This window comes from Rhizobiaceae bacterium, from assembly GCA_023953845.1.
GTDB lineage: Bacteria > Pseudomonadota > Alphaproteobacteria > Rhizobiales > Rhizobiaceae > Arvimicrobium.
In genome coordinates, this window is the sequence record JAMLJC010000001.1 from 1,089,266 (window position 1) to 1,109,111 (window position 19,846).

Genomic DNA, 19,846 nt, shown 5'->3' on the forward strand with positions numbered 1-19,846 from the left:
GGGATCGACAGACCTTCCCCTTGCGGGGTCGATTAAAAGAGCCCGATTTAGGGCGGATTCAACAAGGATTTACCGGCGTAGTAGCGTAGCGTGCAAATACAGGAGAACGGCGGAAGGGACAATACTGCGTTATAGACCGTCCATCCGTAGGTGCGAGCAGGCATGTTAACTATTGACTTCCGCTTGTCGACTCGTCGAGTGAGTTCAGCAGCGCTTCCGCTTGGTCGAGGAACGCGGCAAGTTCGCCCGGCTTGCCCGTACTTATCGACTGCCATTCACTCATCGGCCGGACCATCGCAAGCTCGCTGGCGCTCTGCGACAGTTCGTCCAATTCGCTGACGGTCATGCCTCGGCTGCGGAGGTAATACTGCGCCCACCGGGTAAAGGTCAGAAGCCACATCGCAACCGTCAGGGCGGCGTTCCACCGTGTCCAGTCGGAAGTGCTGGCAAGGGGCTGTTGCACCGTTCGCTGCTGCCGCCTCAGGATCGCCTTCAGCGACTTTAGGCTGGCCTGCTGCCGCTCGGGGCTACCGTGGGCGAAGAGATACGCGGTAATATTGGTCGTCTGGCCCTCGCGCGCTCGGTCAAATAGCGGCGTCTTGTGTTTGGGCTCCGGCTCCAACATAGCGGCCAGCTCTTGAACCCAGATATCGCAGGCATCGTCGAATTTGGCTCGATCATTCTGCAATAGCGGAGAGATCACATCCTGGAAAAGCCACGGCTCTGCCCAGGCTAGTTGGCGCATGTGCCCTCGCATCGAATTGACTAGGTGTCTCAACTCGTCCGCGGGGATCGTCGCCCGCAACGCCCCATGCAGCGCTGCTACCAAGCCGCTGTAGGTCTCTTCTGCCTTAGGATTCCGTGCCGCGCGTTGAACCATCCAGCCCAAAGTTCGCACCTGCTCATCGTATGGAAAAGCAGCGAGCAATTGCAGCACGATGGCGAGCCCTCCCGCTTTTTCCAGCCGCCGCTCGATTGCATTCAGTCCTAACCACTGCAGCAGGCCGTTGCCGCTGCGCATGAGGCGCTCCCGTTGCACATCGCCGATGTCAAACTGCACTGACAGCGAAATCTCGCTGACGATTTGGCCCAATAGGGACAGCCGCACCACATCCTGAACTTGAGGCTCGTCTGGCACAGAGACTATCTGGGCTTCGGCGATCGCCAGCAGAGCGTCGGGCGCATACCACCATAAAAATTTGATGGCGAAGAACTCCGACCAGGTCAGGGCTGCGTATTTAGTTGGATGGAATAAGTGGTCAGGGTGATAAGAGCTATGTAACAGACTCTCGATGGGCTCCCGCAAAATCCGTGCGTCCATCACGGCTAATTCCTTGTCGGCCCCGTCGTACGCCCGGTGGAATGATGCCTGGATGAACTGCGCCAGAAACTCCAGAAAGCTGCGCTCGGATTGTAGCTCTCGATGGTCGTGGTCCCCAGCGTGTGAATGCGCGAGTAACTCACCTATCACCGCCCAAGCCCGGGTGAAACACGCGAAGTCACCTGTCTGTTGGTCAAGACAATTGCGCAAACCAGCCGTACCGGGCAACGCGAGGGCGTCACCCTTGAGAAGCCCCAACGTCGCTATCTGAGCCTTCAACGGCTCGCCGCTCAAGCCTTGGAGAGATGCCTCGCCAGTCCAATTGCACAGCACATCGCCAGCTTCAGCCATATCTAGGAAACGTAGCGGCTCATAACGCCGCGGCGCTGTCGCCGACGCCGTCGAGTCGAGAAGAAGACGCATCGGCGGGTTTTCGGTCTCGCCGGCGCCCTGCACGGCTTGCGCCTCCTGGACCAACCCAATCTTGTAATCCTCGACCTTGAGGAGGACATCCATGGGAATTGGTGTGACCAGTAATGGATAGTTTTCCGCGGCTTTCTGAAACGAATTGGACAGGTTGAAACCTGCTACCGGCAAACCGTCCGGAGCCATAATCAAAATATAGCGATCATGCAGCCGGCCTTCCTTTAGGCCGAAAATGCGAAGCTTTATGCGTTTCAAAAGGTGGCGATTTTGCTCACAGTTCGCCAACAGGTTGTCAATCCCGCTTGGGGACGGATTGTCGGAAGCTGGCTGCGTAGCCTCGTTCGCCCTCGATGGCTTGGGCAGGGACCTGAAGACAACGTAGTCAGCCTTCGGGGCGGCATAGAGCAACATCAGGCTTAGGCCGGCCGACTCGAAATAAGGATCGAAAATGATCACCTGATGCTGGTCGTACCTCGCCAGCAGCGTTTTGAACCATTCCACGAATTGAAGTCGCCCCTCGCCGTCGCCCTGGCCCCAACGCGGGAAGAACCGCCCCTCCGACTTCGGTGGGTGGAGCCGGGCAAGAAGCGATGCGAGATCGCGGCTGATCGGGACCCAAGGGTCGGCCGCACGCCCACCGATGCGGTTGGTGAAGCCCAAATTGTCGCGATTGATCGTTAGGGCTGCCTTTGTCCGCTCTGACGCGGCCGCCCGAGTGGTTTTTTCCAGCCAGTCGAACTTGACCGGGTGGGCGCCGTGGCCCAGCACGTGACCTTGTAGATGAAGCTCCCGAATGTACCCAATTCGCCACCGGCAACACAGCGTCCCCTGGCGGGAATGGTCGTCATCGAAACCGAAGATCTCCAGTTCAGTGCTGTCGGTTCTGCCGTGCAGCTGGTCGCTTAGCTCGAATTGGCATTGGAACACGCCCTCCGCATCGCGTTCCGCCATGGCGATGCCCGAGTAAGCGATTTGGTCACCATTCGTGATGCTTAGACGAAACTGAAAAGCGGCAAAGTTCGGCACCTGCATCTGGTTGAACCGGGCAACCAAGGCAAGCGGCTTGTCGATCCAACTCACGCTCAACAGGGACCTCTCTTGGTCGTCCAGCGCGGGAAAAACCATCAATTCCAGGTCGCCAAACCGGGCGGCGTCGGCACCGCCGAAGTCCAGACCTGTATCTGCGTTTAGATGTTCGATGATTGTTTCAGTCAGAACGACGTCGTAGTTCTGACCGAGGCGAAACAGCGCCCCCTTGTCAATTTGGCTGATTGAAGCGCTCAATGCACCAGCTCCGCCGTGAGGACTGGACGGCGAAACACGGTCATGCGCATCGCGGTTGAGTAGATAAGCGACGGGGCGATAGACGAGCTTATCGGCGGGAAGTGAGGCCACTCCAAACCGTGCCCTGATCTTGTCGGGGAGTCCAAGCTTCAATTCTTCGCTGATTGCCGCAATAGTTCGACCTGCGCTCAATTGCCGGAGGATCTCCGCGCAGTGGACGCTTTTGACGTACAGGTTCAGCCGAATAACCTGCGCATTGACGGGTCCAAAAGGACGGAAGTTATTGTCGTTGCTGGAAGACCAGCTATCGCTTGAATGGTTGTAGGGGAGCAGGCGACCGTAAAGGATTCGATTTTCAAGTGACTGTGTGGATTTTATTTGCAATATCCAGAGTTGAAGCGCACAGGCGCGCGCATCTTTTGAGAACAATCGCGCCAGCCGGCTATCGCTGAGGAGATCTTCCAGAACTGGAGCTGTAATTTCTGTATCGGCATCTTTCCGCATTGTCACGTCGCCGCCTTGAGCTTGGATGGCCTGTCTAAATTAGCCGGTATCACATCATTCTTCTAACACAACATCCTCCGCGATCTCCTGCCGCAGCTTCGGCCCCTTGGCTAGCCGCCGCCCGAGCGCAGTGACGAAGGCGCCGTAGCGCTCGGCGGCCTTGGCGTGCGCAGCCTTCGCAACAGGTTCGGAGAGCGTGGGCGTGGTGGCGAGCCAGAAGCGCACGAACACGGCGAGCATCTCGACGGAAATCCCGACATCGCGCTCAAGCCGGACCATGCGTCGGTCGAACTGGTCGAGCCTTTTGGTGATCGCGGCTTCCTGCCGCTCGGCCGCGTCGGGCGACAGGAAGGATTCGATCGCGGCCTCCGCGATCAGCGAGCGGGATTGATCCCGCCGCGCGGCGTGATCGGCGAGGCGGTTCATCACGGCGGGATCGAGATAGACGGATAGGCGCTGCTTGCGGGCGGGTTTGCTCATCGGCGCCTCACAGGTCCATACCGTCGGCGGGATCGAGCGACGCCTGACGCGCCACACCCTGCATGAGCCGGTTCATCCGGCTGTTGCGGGCGGCGTCATCCTCATCGTCGTCGTTGAGGCCGATCTCGAACTCGTTCTCGATCGCCTCCGTCTTCTCGACCGGCTGTACGCGGTTGAGTTCGGGCTGGCGGCGACGTTCGGATTCGGTCGGATCGTCATCATCGGCTTCCGGTGCGGGCTTCGGTTCCGCGATCTGCGGACGCGGCGGCACGGGCAACGCGGTCCAGTCATCCGGGCGGCCCTGCGTCGCCTTCAGCGCGGGCGGCGGCAGGATTCGTTCCTGCAAACGACGATCTTCGAAGTAGCGCGCCTTCTTCGCCCGGATCGGCGGCGTGCCCGCGACCATGACGATCTCGTCGGTCGCGGGAAGCTGCATCACCTCGCCGGGGGTGAGCAGCGGCCGGGCGGTTTCGGAGCGCGACACCATCAGGTGCCCGAGCCAGGGCGACAGGCGACTGCCGGCATAGTTCTTCATCGCCTTCATCTCGGTCGCGGTGCCGAGGGCGTCCGACACACGCTTGGCGGTGCGCTCGTCATTTGTGGCGAAGCTGACGCGCACATGGCAGTTGTCGAGGATCGAGTTGTTGGCGCCATAGGCTTTCTCGATCTGGTTCAGCGACTGCGCGATCAGGAAGGACTTGAGGCCATAGCCGGCCATGAAGGCGAGCGCAGACTCGAAGAAGTCGAGCCGCCCCAGCGCCGGAAACTCGTCCAGCATGAGCAGTAGCCGGTGACGCCCGGCTTTGGCCTGCAAGTCTTCGGTCAGGCGGCGGCCGACCTGATTGAGGATCAGGCGGATCAGCGGCTTGGTGCGGTTGATGTCCGAAGGCGGCACGACGAGGTAGAGCGTCGTCGGCTGCTTGCCCTCCACGATGTCGGTGATGCGCCAGTCGCAGCGGCGCGTCACCTCGGCAACCACGGGATCACGGTATAGACCGAGGAAGGACATGGCGGTGGAGAGCACACCCGACCGCTCGTTGTCGGATTTGTTCAGCAACTCGCGGGCGGCGCTGGCAATGACCGGGTGCGGCCCCGCGTCGCCGAGATGGGCGGTCTTCATCATGGCGGCGAGCGTCGACTCGATCGGACGCTTGGGATCGGAGAGGAAGGCGGCGACGCCGGCGAGCGTCTTGTCCGCCTCGGCGTAGAGGACATGGAGGATCGCGCCGACCAGCAGGGCGTGGCTGGTCTTCTCCCAATGGCTGCGCTTCTCCAAGCTGCCCTCGGGATCGACCAGGATGTCGGCGATGTTCTGGACGTCGCGCACCTCCCACTCGCCGCGCCGCACTTCGAGCAGCGGATTGTAGGCCGAGGATTTGGCGTTAGTCGGATCGAACAGCAGCACGCGGCCGTGCCGGGCGCGGAAACCGGCGGTGAGCTGCCAGTTCTCGCCCTTGATGTCGTGGACGATGGCGGAGCCCGGCCAGGTCAGCAGCGAGGGGATGACGAGGCCGACGCCCTTGCCGGAACGGGTCGGCGCGAAGCACAGCACATGCTCCGGTCCGTCGTGCCGGAGATAGTCGTGGGTATAGCGGCCGAGCACGACGCCATCGGGGCCGAGCAGCCCGGCGGCCTTCACCTCCGCGGCTTCGGCCCAGCGCGCCGAGCCGTAGGTCTCGACTTTCTTGGCCTCGCGCGCCCGCCAGACCGACATGCCGATGGCGACGGCGGCGGCGATCAGACCGCCGGACGCCGCGATATAGGCGCCCTCGACGAAGATCGACGGCGCATAGGCGTCGTAGCCATACCACCACCAGAAGAAGGCGGCCGGAAAGTAGAAGGGGAAGCCCAACACCTTGAACCATGGCGTCCCGAGTTCGGGCTGGAAGGCGAGCCGCCAGGCGACCCATTCGGTCGCGCCCCAGAGGCAGACGAGGACGATGGCGAAGACGGCGAGGATCTGGCCCCAGAGGATTTTCGTCGCGGACATAGGCAATTCCTTTTTGGGCAAAGGTTCTCAGGCGAAAGGATCAGAGGCCGAGGCCGCGCTTGCGCCCGAAGCTCCAGTCGATGCCGCCGTCGTCGCGGGCGATGCCGGAGACGTGGCGGCCGAGCTGCTTTTCGAGCGAGGGCGTCCACGGCACGAGTTGGAAGCCGAGGCCGTCGTCGATCATGGCGAAGCGGCCGGAGGCGAGCGTGAAGCGCTGGCGATAGGAGCCGGCGACATATTCGCCGCCGCCGGCCCTGTTGAAAGGTTGGCCGGTCTCGGCGGCGAGCTTCTCACCGAGCGCATCCAGCTCCCGGCCGCGCAGCGTCTCGATCAGGTTGCGACTGAAGGTGACGCGCTGGCCGTGCCGCTCGCCGAAGCCCTGTTCGACCAGATGATCGGCGCGGGCGTTCATGGCGTTACGCACCTCGGCGCCAAAGCCGCCCTCTGACAGGGCGACCGGCTCGCGGGCGATGTTCTGGCGGTCGAGCCAGGTCGCCCCGGTCGCGGTGATCTGGCGATCGATGTCGAGATCGGAACGCACGGCGAGCGCCACGCGGCGTTCGCCTTTGGCGTCCTCGAACCTGCGCAGCTCGACGATCGATCCCGTCGCGCTGTCGCCGGCAGCGTCGAGATCGCGCAGCCTGATGTGATGGGTCCGGCCGTCGACGCCGTCGACCACGGCATAGGCCGTACCCTTCAGCTCGTCGTCGAGACCGCGAGCCACCAGCCGACCGATGATCGGCGTGTCGAGATTTTCGGCGGCGAGCACATAGCCCGCCGATCCGCGCTCGATGCCGCGTTCGGTCAGCGCCCGGTGCATCCGCTTGATGATGTCGCCGCGCTCGCCCATCTCACGCAGCGTCGCCTCAGCGTCGTCGGCGATCATCCATTGGCTGGGCGCGACCTGATCGGCGAGGCCGAGGGATTCCAGCTTGCGCAGACGCCCGGCCTTCAGGGCGTGATATTCGTCGGGCTTCGTTTCGCGGTCGGGCGCCATGTCGATGACGCCGGTCTCGCGCCCGTCGCGGACGAGCTGACGATCGAGCTGGGTCCAGCGCTCGGCCTCGACCTGCCGCTCCAGATCACGGTGGATGTCGAGATCGGTGCGCGGTCCCAAGTCCTGCGTGACGAGATCGGCGGCACGGGCGCGCATCCCTTCCTTGATGTAATCGCGTGCGATGACGAGATCTTGCCCGTCCTCGGCGCGGCCGCGCAGGATGATGTGGACGTGGGGATTGTCGGTGTTCCAATGATCGACGCCGGCCCAATCGAGCTTCGTGCCGAGGTCGCTCTCCATCTGGGTCATCAAATCGCGGGCGAAGCTCCGGAGGTCGGTCATCTCCACCGCGTCCTCCGGCGAGACGATGAACCGGAAGTGATGGCGGTCTTCCTCGCAGCGCTCCGCGAAAGCCCGGCCATCCACGTCGTCGCGGTCCGGTCCGAACAGCCGGGCCTTCTCTCCGTCACGGGTCACGCCTTCGCGGCGCAGATAGTTGAGATGGGCTTTGAGCGGCGTGGCGCGCGCATGGTGGCGCACCACCCGCGTCTTGATGACGACGATGCGGGAGCGGCCGGTCAGGAGACGATTGGCGCGAACGCTCGCCGTGCGGCCACGGCCGAAGGTCGAGCGGTTGCCGGGGGTGATCCTTCCCGAGCGTGAGATGCGGGCGCCGGCCTTCTGCGCGGCGGCAAGTGCCTGCGCAATGAAGGGGCGCGCGGCCTGTTTGCCGGATGAGCGGATGCGGCCTGGCCGGACGCGGAAATCGCTGTCGCCGGTCATGGCCGAGACCCCGCACATCGCGTCAGGCCACGGATAAAGCTCACAAATCGGCAAAACTGCGAGGTGCGCTTAAAATTCGCACCTCGCGAAATCGCTGCATAACCTATTGAAATAACACGACCGCCAACCGCCGCGCCTCGCGGCTTTTTATCTCGCCATCCTCCGGTCGTGTTGCCCGTGCTCCCCCTCAGCGCCCTCCATGACACGCTGGAACGCGCTATCGTGCGATCAGGAACCCGCGCGATCATGGCGCCGTTCCTCCGCTCGCCCGCGCGACGAACAGGCCATTCGACTGCGGCACGATGGCGGAAACATCGCGCACGATCGGCGTCGCCGGAGCATCGCTCGGCGGACGTTCGGCCGGCACGGAATCGGCGGTCGGCTTGCTCGTCTGTTGCGTGACGAACAGCGCCGAACGTGTCCAGGCCAGCGGATCGATCGCCGCGACCATGGTGACGCCGGGATCGCCGGTGCCGTCGAGATTGGGCGCGACGGCGGCGACATAGGCGCGGGTCTCGGGCGGCAATGGGCGCCCCCTCAGCGACGCCTCGTAGCGACCGGGTCCGGCGTTGTAGGCGGCGATCCAGCCGGGCGATCCGTAGCGATCGTAGAGCAGCCGGATGTAGGCCGCGCCTGCGATGATGTTGTCGTGCGGATCGTAAGGGTCTGCACCGAGACGATGGCGGATGCGCAGATCGCTCCATGTCGTGGGCATCACCTGCATCAGGCCCATCGCGCCTTTGGGCGAAATGGCGCGCGGATCGCCGTTGCTTTCGGCGGCGAGCACGGCGCGTATCCAGGCAATGGGAAGCTGGAAACGTTGCGCCGCCTCGGCAATGTGCTCGCCATAGGGATCGCGCGGCGACGGGCGGATGACGCCCGGCGGTTGCGCGAAGGCCGGTCCCGAAATCCCGCAAGCGAGCGACAGGCCGGAAAGGAGAAGGAAGGCGGCGCAGCGCATGGCGTCACTCCTTCCCGTCGTATTTGGACTGGCGGCTCCAGTGCAGCGACCAGGCATTGCCCGCGTCGTCGTCACGGAACAGGTTGGCGCGGATCGGCTGCGGCAGAGCCGGATCGTCGATGACCAGTGCGAGGTATTCGCCCGCGCGCTCGCCGGTGCGTTTCCAGGCGGCGCCGATGTCGCCAGCGGCCTCGTTGTTCATGCCGTCGAAGACGTGGACGCGATAATCGGGCGCGTTCGCGGCATCCGACGGTTCGGCCGCGATGATGATGACGTCCTGGTTCAAATGCAGCGTCGTCAGATGTCCAATGAAGCCGGTTTCGTCGCGGGTGAATGTGCCGATCTGTGGCATGGTCCTGTCCTTCGCGGCGAGGTTGGAGAACCATCAACGGGCACCGCTCCCGCCGATGGGAAAGCGGTCAGCGTGTCGGCGCACGCCAGAAGAAGCGGCCATCGCCGGCTTCGTCGGTGTAGAGGGGCGTTGCCTTGCCGATGACGTCACGCGCGGGAAGCGGGCCGAAATAGCGGCCGTCGAGGCTGTCCGGCACGGACGGGTTCATCAGGAAGATGTCGCCATCCGCGATGCGCCGGCAGCCCTGCCAGACCGGCAGCGGACGGCCGCGCCTGTCGTGATCGAGCGCGTCGCCGAAGGGCACGCCATCGACCGTCACGGCGTTGCCGGTCCGGCAGACATCCTGCCCCGGCAGCGCGGCGATGTGCTTTAACAGCGGCACGCCGCGGCCGATATAGCCGCGCCCGACCATGAAGTCGGCGAGCGGCTTGTCCGGCATCACCGCGACCAGATCGCCAGCTTTGAGATGGCGTGGCGCATCGAGATCGTAGAACCCGATCGGCGTGCTGGCCGAAGCGTTCCACAGCAGTTTGACCGGCAGGGAAACGCAGGACGCGATGGCGACGCCCATCACGGAAAAATACGTCACCATGACGTAGCCGAAGCGGGTCATCCTTCAACCCTCCGCCGCTTGAGCCACGCCTGATGGCGTTCCACCGTGTAGGCGCGCGGCTCGTGGCCGGCGCTCAGACGGTGATGAACATGGCGCCAGTGGTCGGGGCAGACTTCGCAGGCGTCGATGCCGGCGGCTTCCACCGCGTCGATGTGGCGGAGCACCTGTTCGACCTTGGGCCAGCCCTCGATCTTCAGAAGAATGTCGCCACCGGGGCGCACGAAAGGAAGCGTCTGGTAGGGCTCGCCGGGCTTCACCGCGCGCACGATGTCGATGCGCGAGATGATCGTGCCGAAGTCGTTGGCCGCCCAACGGACGAAGGCGAAGATGCTGCTGGGACGGTAGGAAAAGACGCGGCGGCGGCGGTCGAGCACCTGCTCGTGCGCCTCGCGACCGAACCTGATCCAGTTCTCGATGCGCTTCTCCACCCAGGTCAGTTCGACATAGGTGAGACTGTCGGAGCGTTGCGCGATCGGCACGGGGCCGCCGCGCACGCGGGGGGCCGCGTCGCCGGTCATGATGGGTCTCCAGGGGTCGAGGGGAATTCACGCGCGAGCAACTCGCGCAGCATGTCGGCGACGGTGACGCCGCGCTTGAACGCGGCGATCTTGATCCGGCCGCGCAGATCCGGCGTCACGTCGATGGTGAGCCGCGCGGTGAAACCGGCGGCCTCCGCATCACGAAGCGGAACATCCGTCGCCTTGATCCACTGTTCGGGATCGGCGGGCCGGGCGGCGAAGCCGCGACGGATCGGGCGTTCGCTCATCGCGCCGCCCTCCCGAGACGTAAGCTTTCGATTTCGTCGGCCAGCGCGGCGATCTCGCGCGCGCCGGGCGCGGCATCATCGAGTTCGCAGACGAGGCGGCCTGATTGCGCGGCGACGGCAAAGGCGATGCGCTGGCCGATGGTAGCGGCGAGCACCGGAGGATCGTGATCGGCCAGTGTCTCGGCCGTTTCGCGCGCGAGCAAGGTACGGGCGGCGCGACGATTGAGCACGAAGCGCGCGGTTAGCTCGGGCCGATAGATGCGCGCCTCGGCAACGAGCGCCAGCATCTCGGCCGAAGCCCAGCCATCGAGCGGCGACGGTTGCACGGGGATCAGCACGAGATCGGCGGCGAGCAATGCCGAGCGCATCAGGCCGGCGACGCGCGGCGGCCCGTCGATGACGACGTGATCGGCGTCGCGGGCAAGCTCTGGGGCCTCCCGATGCAGCGTATCGCGCGCCAGGCCGACGACGCCGAACAGGCGCGCGAGGCCCTCGCGGCTGCGCTGCTGCGACCAGTCGAGCGCCGAGCCTTGTGGGTCCGCGTCGATCAGCGTGACCCGCTTTCCCTTTCCGGCCCATTCTCCGGCCAGGTTCAGCGCCAGCGTCGTCTTGCCGACGCCGCCCTTCTGGTTGAGGAGGGCGACGATCATGGCCGGCCTCCCGAGCGGCTACCGAAAGGAAGCTGCGGGGCGTCGGGCGCTGGCTGACGCGCAAGATTTCGGCGCGTTTTTGCGCCCGAACCGAGGGCGTCAGCGGCCTCTCGGATGAGGTTTTCCACCTTGCGCGCGCGCTCTACAGAGTTAGATTCTTTGTTAGACTCTAAGTTAAAGGCGCGAATTTCTGTTGTGACGCTTGGGGTTACACCCCGTTCGGGTTCCTGCTGGCACGATAGGGCGGTTCCCGATGGCACGTGTCCACGGGTTCCCGATGGTACGAGGCCATCCACAGGTTTTCCACAGGGCGGAAATGGCTCAAAGGCGAGCAGCGTGCGGCCGCCGATCTCGACTTCGAGAAATAGCCGGTAGCCGGGCAAAGGCTGGCGGCGGATGATGTCGCGCAGCTCGAAGGCGAAGCGTTTGAACGGCGACAGCGCGCCGGATTTCTGGTGCAGATGGCGAAAGTCGAAGCGCCAACCATTGCGCTGCCGACCGCCATGCTTGCGCACGATGCGGTAGAGCCAGCGTTCGAGGCCGCCGACCAGATCGAAGTAGGCGCGGTCGATGGTCAGCACGAGCGCGTCATCGAGCACGGCCTGGTAGAACCAGTCGGGCAAGATCATCTCGATACCGTCGGGCCGACCGTTGCGGTCGGTACGCTCCTTCCACTCGTTGATCCACGAGAAGCGGTGACGGCGACCCTCGGCGGGCTGGCGGATCGACGTGCAGACGGTGGTGGACTGGAGCCGGTCGAGCGCGGCCTTCAGGCGCTGGTAATCGCGCAAGCTGGTGCCGCGGCCGATGAAGCGCAGGATTTCGTAAGGGGTGGCGGCCATCAGGCGTGAAGTTCGCAAGCCCGCATCGCGCGCTTCGACGATCTGGCTCGCCGCCCAGATTAGGATGTCGGCGTCCCAGATGGTCGCCATGCCGTGATTGGGCACGGCCTCGACGCGGATCGTCACGTCACCAGCGACGAAATCGATCGGCGCGACGCGATGGGATTTGGAGAGGGAAAAGAACGGATAGGCCATGAGATCCTGCGCGTCTCGTGGCGCGAAGTCGCCGGGGAGCGCCCGGAACAGATCGAGCTGTTTGCGCTCCGATAGGGACCGATGCCGCGCCGCCATTGGGAAAGCCGCCTGCGGTCAGCGTGCGTAGCGGCCGGGCTGCGGCATGGCGGGCAACGTCTGCCGCTTGGCCGGCAGCACCGCGCCGCGCGGGTCGGAGGTGGAGGTGACGGCGCCGCGTGCCGCCCAGGCTTCGAGATCGTCGACTACATAGACGACGCGGCCGCCGAGCTTGCGATAAGCCGGGCCGGTTCCATAGGTGCGATGCTTCTCCAGCGTACGGGCGGAAAGGCTGAGGAATTCAGCGGCTTCCTTGGTGCGCAGAAAGCGCGGCGGCATAAGTGAGAGATCGGGTCGCATGGGTCGGCCTTTCGTGGGTTCGTGGACGTCGTCGAAGATCGACGGCGGACGAAGGCCACGATGGCGAAGGGAAACCTGCGAGATGGAGGACGAATTTGGGGGGTATCGATTTCCTCCCCTATCGGGCGACGGATCGCGCTAATCTGGGCGACGATGACGAAGCAGCTTGAGATAGCCGCCCGCGATCATGGCGCGGGCATCGCGGATGAGCGTCTTCACGGCCTGGCGGACCGAGGACGTTTGCCATTCATCACGGCTAACGGAATCGATATTGAAAATGACCTGCGCAATCTCTCGCCGCGTGGCGCCCGCGCGATAACCGTCGAACGCTTGCAGCATCCGGCGCAGGCGCGCCCGCTGCTGGCGGGTCAGGCGTGTGTCCGGCGGGATCGCGCGACCATGGATGGCAGCGAGAAAGCGATGGACCGCTTCGAGCCGATCCAGTCCCTCCATGCCGAGTGGTACGAGCGCGGCAGTGGGCGCAACGTGGTCATGGATGAGCTGAAGATGTTGGCCATTGCCGAGGTCTATCAGGACGTAGGCGGCGCCATCTACGTTCAACGAAACCGTAGCGTCCATTTTCGGCAAGGGATTTACCGGCAGCAGCGCAGGGGGCGCAGCCCCTAGCACAACAATGCTGCTGTCGTGCTGAGGCAACCAGAATATCGGGGCATCAGGTGGAGCTTTCAGGGGGTCGGTCGGGAAATCGCAACCCCCATTGCTGGCGGATTCTCTCTGTCAGCACTTGCGGGTCGATCACGGAGCGAGCGAATGATTCAAAATCATGATCGTAATCGTCGTTGCGACGGAGCCACTCCCAAGCGATGTCGGATGCGGTGAGAGCATCGACGTGGTCGTAGTGCGCAGACAAGCGCCATTGGGATGCGTCCGGCGTCATCGCGTTCCTCCCCTCGTTATTTCAAGGTGCGGGGGGATCGACACTTCCCGGAAAAGTTGCTTTCAGGAAGTCCATTTGGGTGCAGAGAGTGATGCCGCAGCGGCATCGCCCTATCAGTGCTGCTGGTTTTCGCGGACGAGTTCCCGATAGCCGTGTTCGGACATCCATTGCGCACGGGCCAGGTGAGTGTCATGCACATGACGACAGCGCTGCGGATCGAGATCGGGATCGAGGCCAAACAAAATCTGCACGGCTTCGCGCCAATTGGCGCCGTCGCGCGCCGCATCGAGCAGGCGTAGATAGAGCTTCATATGCTCACGGTCGTAAGGCGTGAGTTTATTGCTCTTCGGCGGTTCATTCAGAAATGTCGGTAACGCCTGTCCCATTAGGGCGCCTCTTTACGCGACTCTTGCCTATCGCTTCCCGCACTATGTGTCATTGATCCAAGACACACGAAAGGCCAAATGGTTCGCGCACAAGGCGGCCTGATAAGCAGATCAGTCTCCTGATTTTCGTGTTTCCTGATCATCGAGCAACAGCAATCCTTTGCCTGTGTCGGTCGACAGGAAAACGATGCCTGCGGCTTCCAATGCCCGCCTGACCTGATCAGATGTCGATTCATACACCCTCAGCCCGCTCTCGGACTCAAGGCGTTTCAACGCGGTCAGCGATACTCGGGCCTTGTCAGCGAGCGTCTCCTGCGTCCAACCCAGCAACGCGCGTGCGGCCCGCGACTGTCGGGCGGTGATCATGCATGATCACCTCCCATCGCGACCGGCGCGCATTCCAGAACTACGGCTATTTTAGTCGTTCTTGTTTAAAACGCTACTCGAATAAATGGCTACTGCACTCGTATTTTTGGTTTTAGAACAGCGCAACACCGAACTGATTCGGTCGGTGGTGGAAATTGGCCCCGGCCTTTCGGGCCGGGGCCTTGCACCGGGGCTCAGTCGCCCCGGCGCCCGTTGGGGCGGGACCAGATGAGCGAGTAGGTCTCGCCGTCCTCGTCGTCGAAGAGGTTGGCGTAGATGGGAGCGTTGAAGCTCGGATCGTCGAGCTTGAGACCCAGGTAGTCGCGGCCCTCGTTGGCGGAGCGCTTGGACCAAGCTGCGCCGATCTCGGCGCGGCCGACCAGTACGCGGTGGCTGGGGGCGTTCTCGCCGGTGGAGCGCATGTCGGGGACGATGCGCACGCCCTTGGCCTGGACGCTGAGGGTAACGATTTCGCCGGTGAACTCGTTCGTGCCGGTCTTCTTGAAGGTGCCGATGGTCGCCATGGTAAGTCTCCGTTTTCCGTTTTCGAGCCCGCACCATGCGGCCTCGATGGCGATCGACGAGCCGGAGGCGACCGACGACGCATCGCTTGCGACCGAAGCGCAGCGGAGGACGGCGCAGACGCGATTTTCTTGCCTCGCGAGGAATGGGTGAAACCCAGGGGAAGAAAGTCGTGACGCGCCGTTGCGGCATAGGCGGTCGAGGCTCCAGCCGTCCTTCGGCCAGATCAGCCCATCGAAGAGGCCGTTTGGAGCGCTCGCCAACGGATTGGGAACGGAGACGATGGCGGGCTTTTGTTATCGGAAAGGGATTGCGCCGATGAAACACCAGCGTTGTCCCACCTTCCCGGTCGGCTCGCGAGCGCTTTTCCACCGCGTCTCTTCGTCGCCGGAACGTCCGCCCCTCGTATTGTTCGGCTCTGTGACGGGGCGCCACCGCTCCAGCTCACTCTGCCCAGTCACACTAGACTAGCGATGCTCTAGATCGGAGAGGGCATGAAGCGAGCAGGTCCTCGACACCGGTTGGCTTCTGGACATCGAGATCGTCGTTTTTCCCACACCGACGACAACTGTGGGCGTTCGGTTGTCACGGACACCGAAACGGCCCGATAGCAGTCATCGGTCATTACCCGACAAAACAGAAACGGTTGCGGTACGGCCGGCGATGAGGTGCACGCCCGCGGGCAGATCATCGATCGCGATCCGGACGGGAATGCGCTGGGCCAGACGGACCCAAGCGAAGGTCGGGGCCACATTGGCGAGAAAACCTACTGTGTCGCTGCGCTCTCTATCTTCTATACCACCGGCAATACTGACGACACGGCCGAAGATCGAACGAGGCTCTCCCATGACATCGATTCGAGCCGGATCGCCGGTGTGGATGCGAGGCAGTTTTGTTTCCTCGAAATATCCCGCGACGTAGAAGCTATCTTCATCGACCAATGCCCCGATAGCGCTTCCCGCGGTCGCGTAGTTGCCCGGGCGCAGCGAGAAATTGGTGATGATGCCGTTGACCGGTGCTCTCACGCTGGCGCGTTCGAGATTGAGGCTCGCCACATCTCTGCTCGCAAGCGCTGTTTCGTATGCTGCTTCAGCCTGCTTTACCGTGGCTTCAGCCTGCTGCCTCTTTTGAAGGCTTACGACTTCGTTCGCCGCCAGTTTTTGGTACCGATCGTGATCCATGCGAGCCAGATCCAACGCCGCCTTGGTGTTGGCCACCTGAGCTTCCGTCTGCCGGAAGGCAATCTCGAAGCGGCTGGTATCAATTCGGAAGAGCATGTCGCCTTTACGCACGTTCTGATTATCATTAACCAGAACCTCGCTGACAAGGCCCGACACATCAGGCGCCAGACGCACCACGTCGGCACGAACGTGGCCATCACGTGTCCAAGGCGCGTCCGTGTAGTAGGCCCAGATATACTGGCCCAAGATCGCCGCACAGACCACCATGACCGCGGTCAGAAGGAAGCGACCGGAAAGAACAAGACGAGTTTTCATAATTGATATCGTTGGCAAAGGAGCACGAGCACTCCCAGAGTGGAAACATAGGTGGCAAGCTCGAAAAGTGGGCGATGCCACACGAACCGGTAAAAGCCGATGCGCGCGAGCCCTCGTCCAAGAAGACGGCTAATAACCAAAGCGGAAAGCGCCAGAACGATTAGCGTTGGGATGAAGACGCCGTAGATATCGATTTGCTGAGTCATGTGGCGACCCTCGTTATCTCACGCTGCGGTACTACCGGTCCGAAGTCTGCGGCATCGGGGAAAAGGCAAAGCCGCAACGAAGCGAGCAACATTCGCAATTTGCGGCTGCTCCCATCGCCGGGAGCGCGGAAAGTTTCGGCAAGACATGCGTCAATGATGTTGGTGAGCCGTTCCGGAGCCCGCGCAACCCCTTGCGTCGTCCCGACGTAGAAGTCAGTTACCTCACTGAAGAGTGAACCCAGCGGGCCGTCCGCCAAAGCCGGCGCTTCAACTCGGAAGTCGCGAAGATCAGCCAGATTTATTCCGACTCTCAAGTCGCGCAGAAGATCTGCCGATGCCACGTCCGAATCGGGAGAGACAGCGGCAATCCTCGGGGCGAGCAACCCGAGCAGGTCGAGCAGCCGGTGAACGATCCGGTCGCGATCGAGCTTCGGGCGAGACATGATCGTCGCAATCTCCCGGTGCGCGGCTCGGAGAATACGGCGAGCGCTAGCTTCCGCTCCAATGGACTTGACGAGGCCGGTCGCAATCATGGCACAAACCCCGGCTAGTACTGTCGCGATATTATTGTTGAGAAAGGATGCCAGATCCATGCTCAATCGCGCTGACAACACCAGCATGAAAATAAAATTCACGCAAAGCCCCATACCAACAAGAAAAAGCGATGGAACGGCGAGGCAAACACCCGCGGGTATCAGAAAAAGACCCAGCGCTGCGACCAGCGGTACGAAGCCATCCACTATCGGCAGGACGGCAAAAATGTAAACGAAAGCGAAGAGAGCAGCCCAAACGTTGATGGTGACGAACTTCCGCATTGCGGGAATCGGATCGTCTATCGCAGCCAAAATGCAGCAGAATACTCCGGCCAGCTGCGCCACCGCCATTCCGTCGGACTGTCCCGAGCCTATCCAGAACAATGTCCCGAGTAAGATGGCCAGGGCAGCGGCGAGCGCCGACACGAAGGCCATACCATAGTCCAAATGCGGCCGCACTTGGCCGGATGCGGCAATGATGCGGCGGGATCTGGAGGAAATTTTCTCATCGCGGATGTCAGCCCGCAAGCTCTGGCAATCGCTCCAGATTTCGACGAGGTTGTGCAAGCGGTGCGATGCGTTGACGAGAAGCGCTCCTTCCCAGGTGAAGTTCTGCTCGTTTGCTGCCTCGATCGCCGCAATGTCCCGATGTAGCCCAGCCTTTTTCCACGGACTAGCATCTGCTCCATGCTCGACCCATGCGGCAACCCGCTCGAAAACCCGTTCCGCCTCTGTGGTAGCGGGAGTTGAGAGCCGCCTCAGAGCCGCGAGATGATCCTCAATCGTTGATAGGAGCGGGAGCAGCAATACCATCCGCTGCTGCAATCCGCGCATGAGGTCTGTAAGCTCGCTGTGATGGGACGCATCGTAGGAGACGTGTGTGGTAAAGGCTCGCATGTCGACAGCATCGGATGCGAGACGCTGACGCTCCCTTACTTTGGCATCTGAAGCCGTTCCCGAGAACGAGTCACGCACAAGTGTTGCGGCGTTGGACAGCCACGCGTCGACCCGGCCCAGAAGGACAGGCCCAGCATGACGCGGGAAGACAATGCGGCTGACAAGTGCTGCACAGATGATCCCAAGGCCGATTTCCTCGACACGCGCGACAGCCGTGTCGAAGGCGTTGCCTGGTGTGTCCACCAGCGGCAGCCCGGCCATCAGGACCGTATAGCCGGAGAGTTGGAAAGCATAGCTTCTAGGCGTTCTGTCGAGCAGGCTGACAAACAGGCAAATGCCGACCCAAAGCGCGATTGCAATAGTCAGGATTTCCGGCGAGTTCACCAGATTCGGAACGAGAACGACGGTCATGATACCGCCGGCAATCGTGCCGAAAAGACGATAAACAGCCTTGGAGGTGATTGCGCCGGAGAGGGGATGTGCGACGATATAGACTGTGCCGACGGCCCAATAGGGCCGGGACAGGTCGAAGTAAATCGCTATCCCGTACGCCATCATTGCCGCGGCGAATATCTTTGCCGAGAAAAGCACATCTGCAACGGGCAAGGCGGGACGGTTCGGCATATCAGGGCCTTCGCTTGCCTAAACGAACCCCGAGAGCTGCACTCATAGCATGCAGAAGCCGCTGCGTTGCCCGGATGTCCTCGATACCGACGCCTTCCAAAAGCTCGCTTCGCAATTGCGCGAAAACGTGCTCGCTGCGGGCGGCAAGTGCACGCCCTTCCTCGGTCAAGAAAATGCGCTTCGCACGCCGGTCGCGATCATCTTCCTGCCTGCGGACCAGCCCGTCCCGCTCAAGGCTGTCGAGAACCCGGACCACCGAGGTTCCTTCTAGGCCAAGCATGTCTGCCAATTCGTTCTGGCGCTTCCCGTCGCCGTGACGACTGAGCATCGTCAGTGGCAAGGCGGTGGCATCTGAAAGACCCTGGTCGGCGAGGGCCTGTGCAAGCGCGCGTCGCCAGGACTGCGCGACAGCCATGAGCTGAGGAGCAAGCTCGGCGTTGGTATCGGGGACATTTGTATGTATCATCATTAAATGACATATCACCTATTCGACTCTGAGATGACATACCATCTATTCCGTGTCAACTCCCCTTTTCGAGTCGCCGAGTCGTCGACGCCAATCTGAACAAGTCCTGGCCCGGAGGGATGGTGGCCGCCATCGCCGCCCCGCACAGGAATGTGGTCGCGCCGACCGAAGCCGCGCCGACGATTGAGAACACGATCTGCTAGGCTTACCTCCGCCAGCTACGCAATTGGGATCACTGTCGCCGCTTATGAAATAGCAGGCCGGAGCAGCATAAGAAAAGCAGAAGGCCGTATCAGGCCTTCTGCGAATGAGGGAGGCTTCACGCCTCCCAAATGTCATCTTTCACGGACCGGTAAGCCGCAATGAAACGCACGCCGGTTTCGCGCCGGATCGTCCGGAAGATGTCTTGCAAGCCCTCCAGCGAGGCGGCCGGCACAAGCCCGTAGCCCCGCAGGCTCCTGCGGTAAGCATCGACGCTGCCATCGGCGTAGATCCAGACGTGATCGATAACCGAGACCGGTCCCTTGTCGAGCCAGGCTGCCTGAAAGAACCAGCTTCCCTCGTTCATGATCTCCCAAAGCGCGTCACCTTCCGGCGTGCCACGTTCAGCGTCGATCTCTGCCTGAAACGCAACATCATGGCGAAGATCGGCGAGAACTTGCTCGATCTTCGAAAGCGTCATGTCATGAACCTGACGGGCGAAGTCCGTCTCGCATGCCTTGCGGTTTATCTCGATCTGAGCCTTGAAGCCGAGAAACGTGTCGATGAGCGGTACCGGATTGAAGTCGAACATATAAATCTCCTTTTCGTTCTGACGAAAAGGGACCACACCGCAGTCCGTGAGGAGTCAGGGACCCGGAGCGCGGCCGCCGTGCGGCGAGCGGGGGAACCG

22 protein-coding genes are annotated in these 19,846 nt (G+C 62.4%); all 22 read right to left on the reverse strand.

Going from position 1 to position 19,846, the window contains the following annotated elements:
- Window positions 1–169 precede the first annotated feature (169 nt).
- The 22 genes from M9955_05465 to M9955_05570 all read right to left on the reverse strand — a co-directional run bounded on the left by M9955_05465 (window position 170) and on the right by M9955_05570 (window position 19,747).
- Entirely contained in the window at window positions 170–3,535 is a 3,366-nt protein-coding gene (locus tag M9955_05465) for a VPA1262 family protein (protein ID MCO5081092.1), read from the reverse strand.
- Between the two features lie 54 nt (window positions 3,536–3,589).
- Window positions 3,590–4,015 (reverse strand): CopG family transcriptional regulator, encoded by a 426-nt coding sequence (locus tag M9955_05470; GenBank protein ID MCO5081093.1) that lies wholly within the window; start codon window positions 4,013–4,015, stop codon window positions 3,590–3,592.
- 7 nt (window positions 4,016–4,022) lie between these two features.
- Window positions 4,023–6,005 carry a conjugal transfer protein TraG gene (locus M9955_05475; protein MCO5081094.1) on the reverse strand — a complete coding sequence of 661 codons (1,983 nt, stop codon included), beginning with the start codon at window positions 6,003–6,005 and terminating at the stop codon, window positions 4,023–4,025.
- Window positions 6,006–6,045: 40 nt separating this feature from the next.
- On the reverse strand, window positions 6,046–7,785 hold the full coding sequence (locus M9955_05480; protein MCO5081095.1) for a relaxase/mobilization nuclease and DUF3363 domain-containing protein: 1,740 nt from the start codon (window positions 7,783–7,785) through the stop codon (window positions 6,046–6,048).
- Window positions 7,786–8,029: 244 nt separating this feature from the next.
- Window positions 8,030–8,746: a lytic transglycosylase domain-containing protein gene (locus tag M9955_05485; protein ID MCO5081096.1), complete on the reverse strand. Its 717-nt coding sequence runs from the start codon at window positions 8,744–8,746 to the stop codon at window positions 8,030–8,032.
- 4 nt (window positions 8,747–8,750) lie between these two features.
- Window positions 8,751–9,098, reverse strand: coding sequence for a DUF736 domain-containing protein (locus M9955_05490; GenBank protein ID MCO5081097.1), 348 nt, complete (start codon window positions 9,096–9,098; stop codon window positions 8,751–8,753).
- Window positions 9,099–9,165: 67 nt separating this feature from the next.
- On the reverse strand, window positions 9,166–9,711 hold the full coding sequence (gene traF / locus M9955_05495; protein ID MCO5081098.1) for a conjugative transfer signal peptidase TraF: 546 nt from the start codon (window positions 9,709–9,711) through the stop codon (window positions 9,166–9,168).
- Window positions 9,708–10,229 (reverse strand): DUF2840 domain-containing protein, encoded by a 522-nt coding sequence (locus M9955_05500; protein MCO5081099.1) that lies wholly within the window; start codon window positions 10,227–10,229, stop codon window positions 9,708–9,710. Before M9955_05500 ends, traF begins: the two co-directional genes overlap by 4 nt.
- Entirely contained in the window at window positions 10,226–10,477 is a 252-nt protein-coding gene (locus tag M9955_05505) for a hypothetical protein (protein MCO5081100.1), read from the reverse strand. The genes M9955_05500 and M9955_05505 overlap by 4 nt, the downstream gene beginning before the upstream one ends.
- Window positions 10,474–11,127 (reverse strand): AAA family ATPase, encoded by a 654-nt coding sequence (locus M9955_05510; protein ID MCO5081101.1) that lies wholly within the window; start codon window positions 11,125–11,127, stop codon window positions 10,474–10,476. Before M9955_05510 ends, M9955_05505 begins: the two co-directional genes overlap by 4 nt.
- Window positions 11,124–12,260, reverse strand: coding sequence for a replication initiator protein A (locus M9955_05515; protein MCO5081102.1), 1,137 nt, complete (start codon window positions 12,258–12,260; stop codon window positions 11,124–11,126). The genes M9955_05510 and M9955_05515 overlap by 4 nt, the downstream gene beginning before the upstream one ends.
- A gap of 18 nt (window positions 12,261–12,278) precedes the next feature.
- A complete protein-coding gene (locus M9955_05520) occupies window positions 12,279–12,560 on the reverse strand; it encodes a helix-turn-helix domain-containing protein (protein ID MCO5081103.1) in 282 nt (93 codons plus the stop codon).
- Window positions 12,561–12,698: 138 nt separating this feature from the next.
- A complete protein-coding gene (locus M9955_05525; GenBank protein ID MCO5081104.1) occupies window positions 12,699–13,013 on the reverse strand; it encodes a DUF2285 domain-containing protein in 315 nt (104 codons plus the stop codon).
- Between the two features lie 220 nt (window positions 13,014–13,233).
- Entirely contained in the window at window positions 13,234–13,458 is a 225-nt protein-coding gene (locus tag M9955_05530; protein ID MCO5081105.1) for a DUF6499 domain-containing protein, read from the reverse strand.
- A 113-nt stretch (window positions 13,459–13,571) separates the two neighbouring features.
- Window positions 13,572–13,844 carry a DUF2285 domain-containing protein gene (locus M9955_05535; protein ID MCO5081106.1) on the reverse strand — a complete coding sequence of 91 codons (273 nt, stop codon included), beginning with the start codon at window positions 13,842–13,844 and terminating at the stop codon, window positions 13,572–13,574.
- Window positions 13,845–13,955: 111 nt separating this feature from the next.
- On the reverse strand, window positions 13,956–14,210 hold the full coding sequence (locus M9955_05540; protein ID MCO5081107.1) for a helix-turn-helix transcriptional regulator: 255 nt from the start codon (window positions 14,208–14,210) through the stop codon (window positions 13,956–13,958).
- 194 nt (window positions 14,211–14,404) lie between these two features.
- Window positions 14,405–14,734 (reverse strand): DUF736 domain-containing protein, encoded by a 330-nt coding sequence (locus M9955_05545; GenBank protein MCO5081108.1) that lies wholly within the window; start codon window positions 14,732–14,734, stop codon window positions 14,405–14,407.
- Between the two features lie 612 nt (window positions 14,735–15,346).
- A complete protein-coding gene (locus M9955_05550; GenBank protein ID MCO5081109.1) occupies window positions 15,347–16,228 on the reverse strand; it encodes an HlyD family secretion protein in 882 nt (293 codons plus the stop codon).
- On the reverse strand, window positions 16,225–16,434 hold the full coding sequence (locus tag M9955_05555; GenBank protein ID MCO5081110.1) for a DUF1656 domain-containing protein: 210 nt from the start codon (window positions 16,432–16,434) through the stop codon (window positions 16,225–16,227). The genes M9955_05550 and M9955_05555 overlap by 4 nt, the downstream gene beginning before the upstream one ends.
- Complete coding sequence (locus M9955_05560; GenBank protein MCO5081111.1) at window positions 16,431–18,488, reverse strand: FUSC family protein; 2,058 nt, start codon at window positions 18,486–18,488, stop codon at window positions 16,431–16,433. Before M9955_05560 ends, M9955_05555 begins: the two co-directional genes overlap by 4 nt.
- Window position 18,489: 1 nt before the next feature.
- Window positions 18,490–18,957, reverse strand: a complete 468-nt coding sequence (locus tag M9955_05565; GenBank protein ID MCO5081112.1) for a MarR family transcriptional regulator — start codon at window positions 18,955–18,957, stop codon at window positions 18,490–18,492.
- Between the two features lie 316 nt (window positions 18,958–19,273).
- Window positions 19,274–19,747 (reverse strand): hypothetical protein, encoded by a 474-nt coding sequence (locus M9955_05570; GenBank protein ID MCO5081113.1) that lies wholly within the window; start codon window positions 19,745–19,747, stop codon window positions 19,274–19,276.
- Window positions 19,748–19,846 lie beyond the last annotated feature (99 nt).

What these genes read in the sequence shown, in the direction of transcription:
- M9955_05565 (MCO5081112.1), bottom strand. Translation starts at nt 18,957, where the DNA reads ATGATGATACATACAAATGTCCCCGATACCAACGCCGAGCTTGCTCCT.
- M9955_05570 (MCO5081113.1), bottom strand. Translation starts at nt 19,747, where the DNA reads ATGTTCGACTTCAATCCGGTACCGCTCATCGACACGTTTCTCGGCTTC.
- M9955_05480 (MCO5081095.1), bottom strand. Translation starts at nt 7,785, where the DNA reads ATGACCGGCGACAGCGATTTCCGCGTCCGGCCAGGCCGCATCCGCTCA.
- M9955_05470 (MCO5081093.1), bottom strand. Translation starts at nt 4,015, where the DNA reads ATGAGCAAACCCGCCCGCAAGCAGCGCCTATCCGTCTATCTCGATCCC.
- M9955_05540 (MCO5081107.1), bottom strand. Translation starts at nt 14,210, where the DNA reads ATGATCACCGCCCGACAGTCGCGGGCCGCACGCGCGTTGCTGGGTTGG.
- M9955_05520 (MCO5081103.1), bottom strand. Translation starts at nt 12,560, where the DNA reads ATGCGACCCGATCTCTCACTTATGCCGCCGCGCTTTCTGCGCACCAAG.
- M9955_05485 (MCO5081096.1), bottom strand. Translation starts at nt 8,746, where the DNA reads ATGCGCTGCGCCGCCTTCCTTCTCCTTTCCGGCCTGTCGCTCGCTTGC.
- M9955_05465 (MCO5081092.1), bottom strand. Translation starts at nt 3,535, where the DNA reads ATGCGGAAAGATGCCGATACAGAAATTACAGCTCCAGTTCTGGAAGAT.
- M9955_05475 (MCO5081094.1), bottom strand. Translation starts at nt 6,005, where the DNA reads ATGTCCGCGACGAAAATCCTCTGGGGCCAGATCCTCGCCGTCTTCGCC.
- traF (MCO5081098.1), bottom strand. Translation starts at nt 9,711, where the DNA reads ATGACCCGCTTCGGCTACGTCATGGTGACGTATTTTTCCGTGATGGGC.
- M9955_05500 (MCO5081099.1), bottom strand. Translation starts at nt 10,229, where the DNA reads ATGACCGGCGACGCGGCCCCCCGCGTGCGCGGCGGCCCCGTGCCGATC.
- M9955_05490 (MCO5081097.1), bottom strand. Translation starts at nt 9,098, where the DNA reads ATGCCACAGATCGGCACATTCACCCGCGACGAAACCGGCTTCATTGGA.
- M9955_05525 (MCO5081104.1), bottom strand. Translation starts at nt 13,013, where the DNA reads ATGGAGGGACTGGATCGGCTCGAAGCGGTCCATCGCTTTCTCGCTGCC.
- M9955_05510 (MCO5081101.1), bottom strand. Translation starts at nt 11,127, where the DNA reads ATGATCGTCGCCCTCCTCAACCAGAAGGGCGGCGTCGGCAAGACGACG.
- M9955_05550 (MCO5081109.1), bottom strand. Translation starts at nt 16,228, where the DNA reads ATGAAAACTCGTCTTGTTCTTTCCGGTCGCTTCCTTCTGACCGCGGTC.
- M9955_05555 (MCO5081110.1), bottom strand. Translation starts at nt 16,434, where the DNA reads ATGACTCAGCAAATCGATATCTACGGCGTCTTCATCCCAACGCTAATC.
- M9955_05535 (MCO5081106.1), bottom strand. Translation starts at nt 13,844, where the DNA reads ATGGGACAGGCGTTACCGACATTTCTGAATGAACCGCCGAAGAGCAAT.
- M9955_05545 (MCO5081108.1), bottom strand. Translation starts at nt 14,734, where the DNA reads ATGGCGACCATCGGCACCTTCAAGAAGACCGGCACGAACGAGTTCACC.
- M9955_05530 (MCO5081105.1), bottom strand. Translation starts at nt 13,458, where the DNA reads ATGACGCCGGACGCATCCCAATGGCGCTTGTCTGCGCACTACGACCAC.
- M9955_05505 (MCO5081100.1), bottom strand. Translation starts at nt 10,477, where the DNA reads ATGAGCGAACGCCCGATCCGTCGCGGCTTCGCCGCCCGGCCCGCCGAT.
- M9955_05560 (MCO5081111.1), bottom strand. Translation starts at nt 18,488, where the DNA reads ATGCCGAACCGTCCCGCCTTGCCCGTTGCAGATGTGCTTTTCTCGGCA.
- M9955_05515 (MCO5081102.1), bottom strand. Translation starts at nt 12,260, where the DNA reads ATGGCGGCGCGGCATCGGTCCCTATCGGAGCGCAAACAGCTCGATCTG.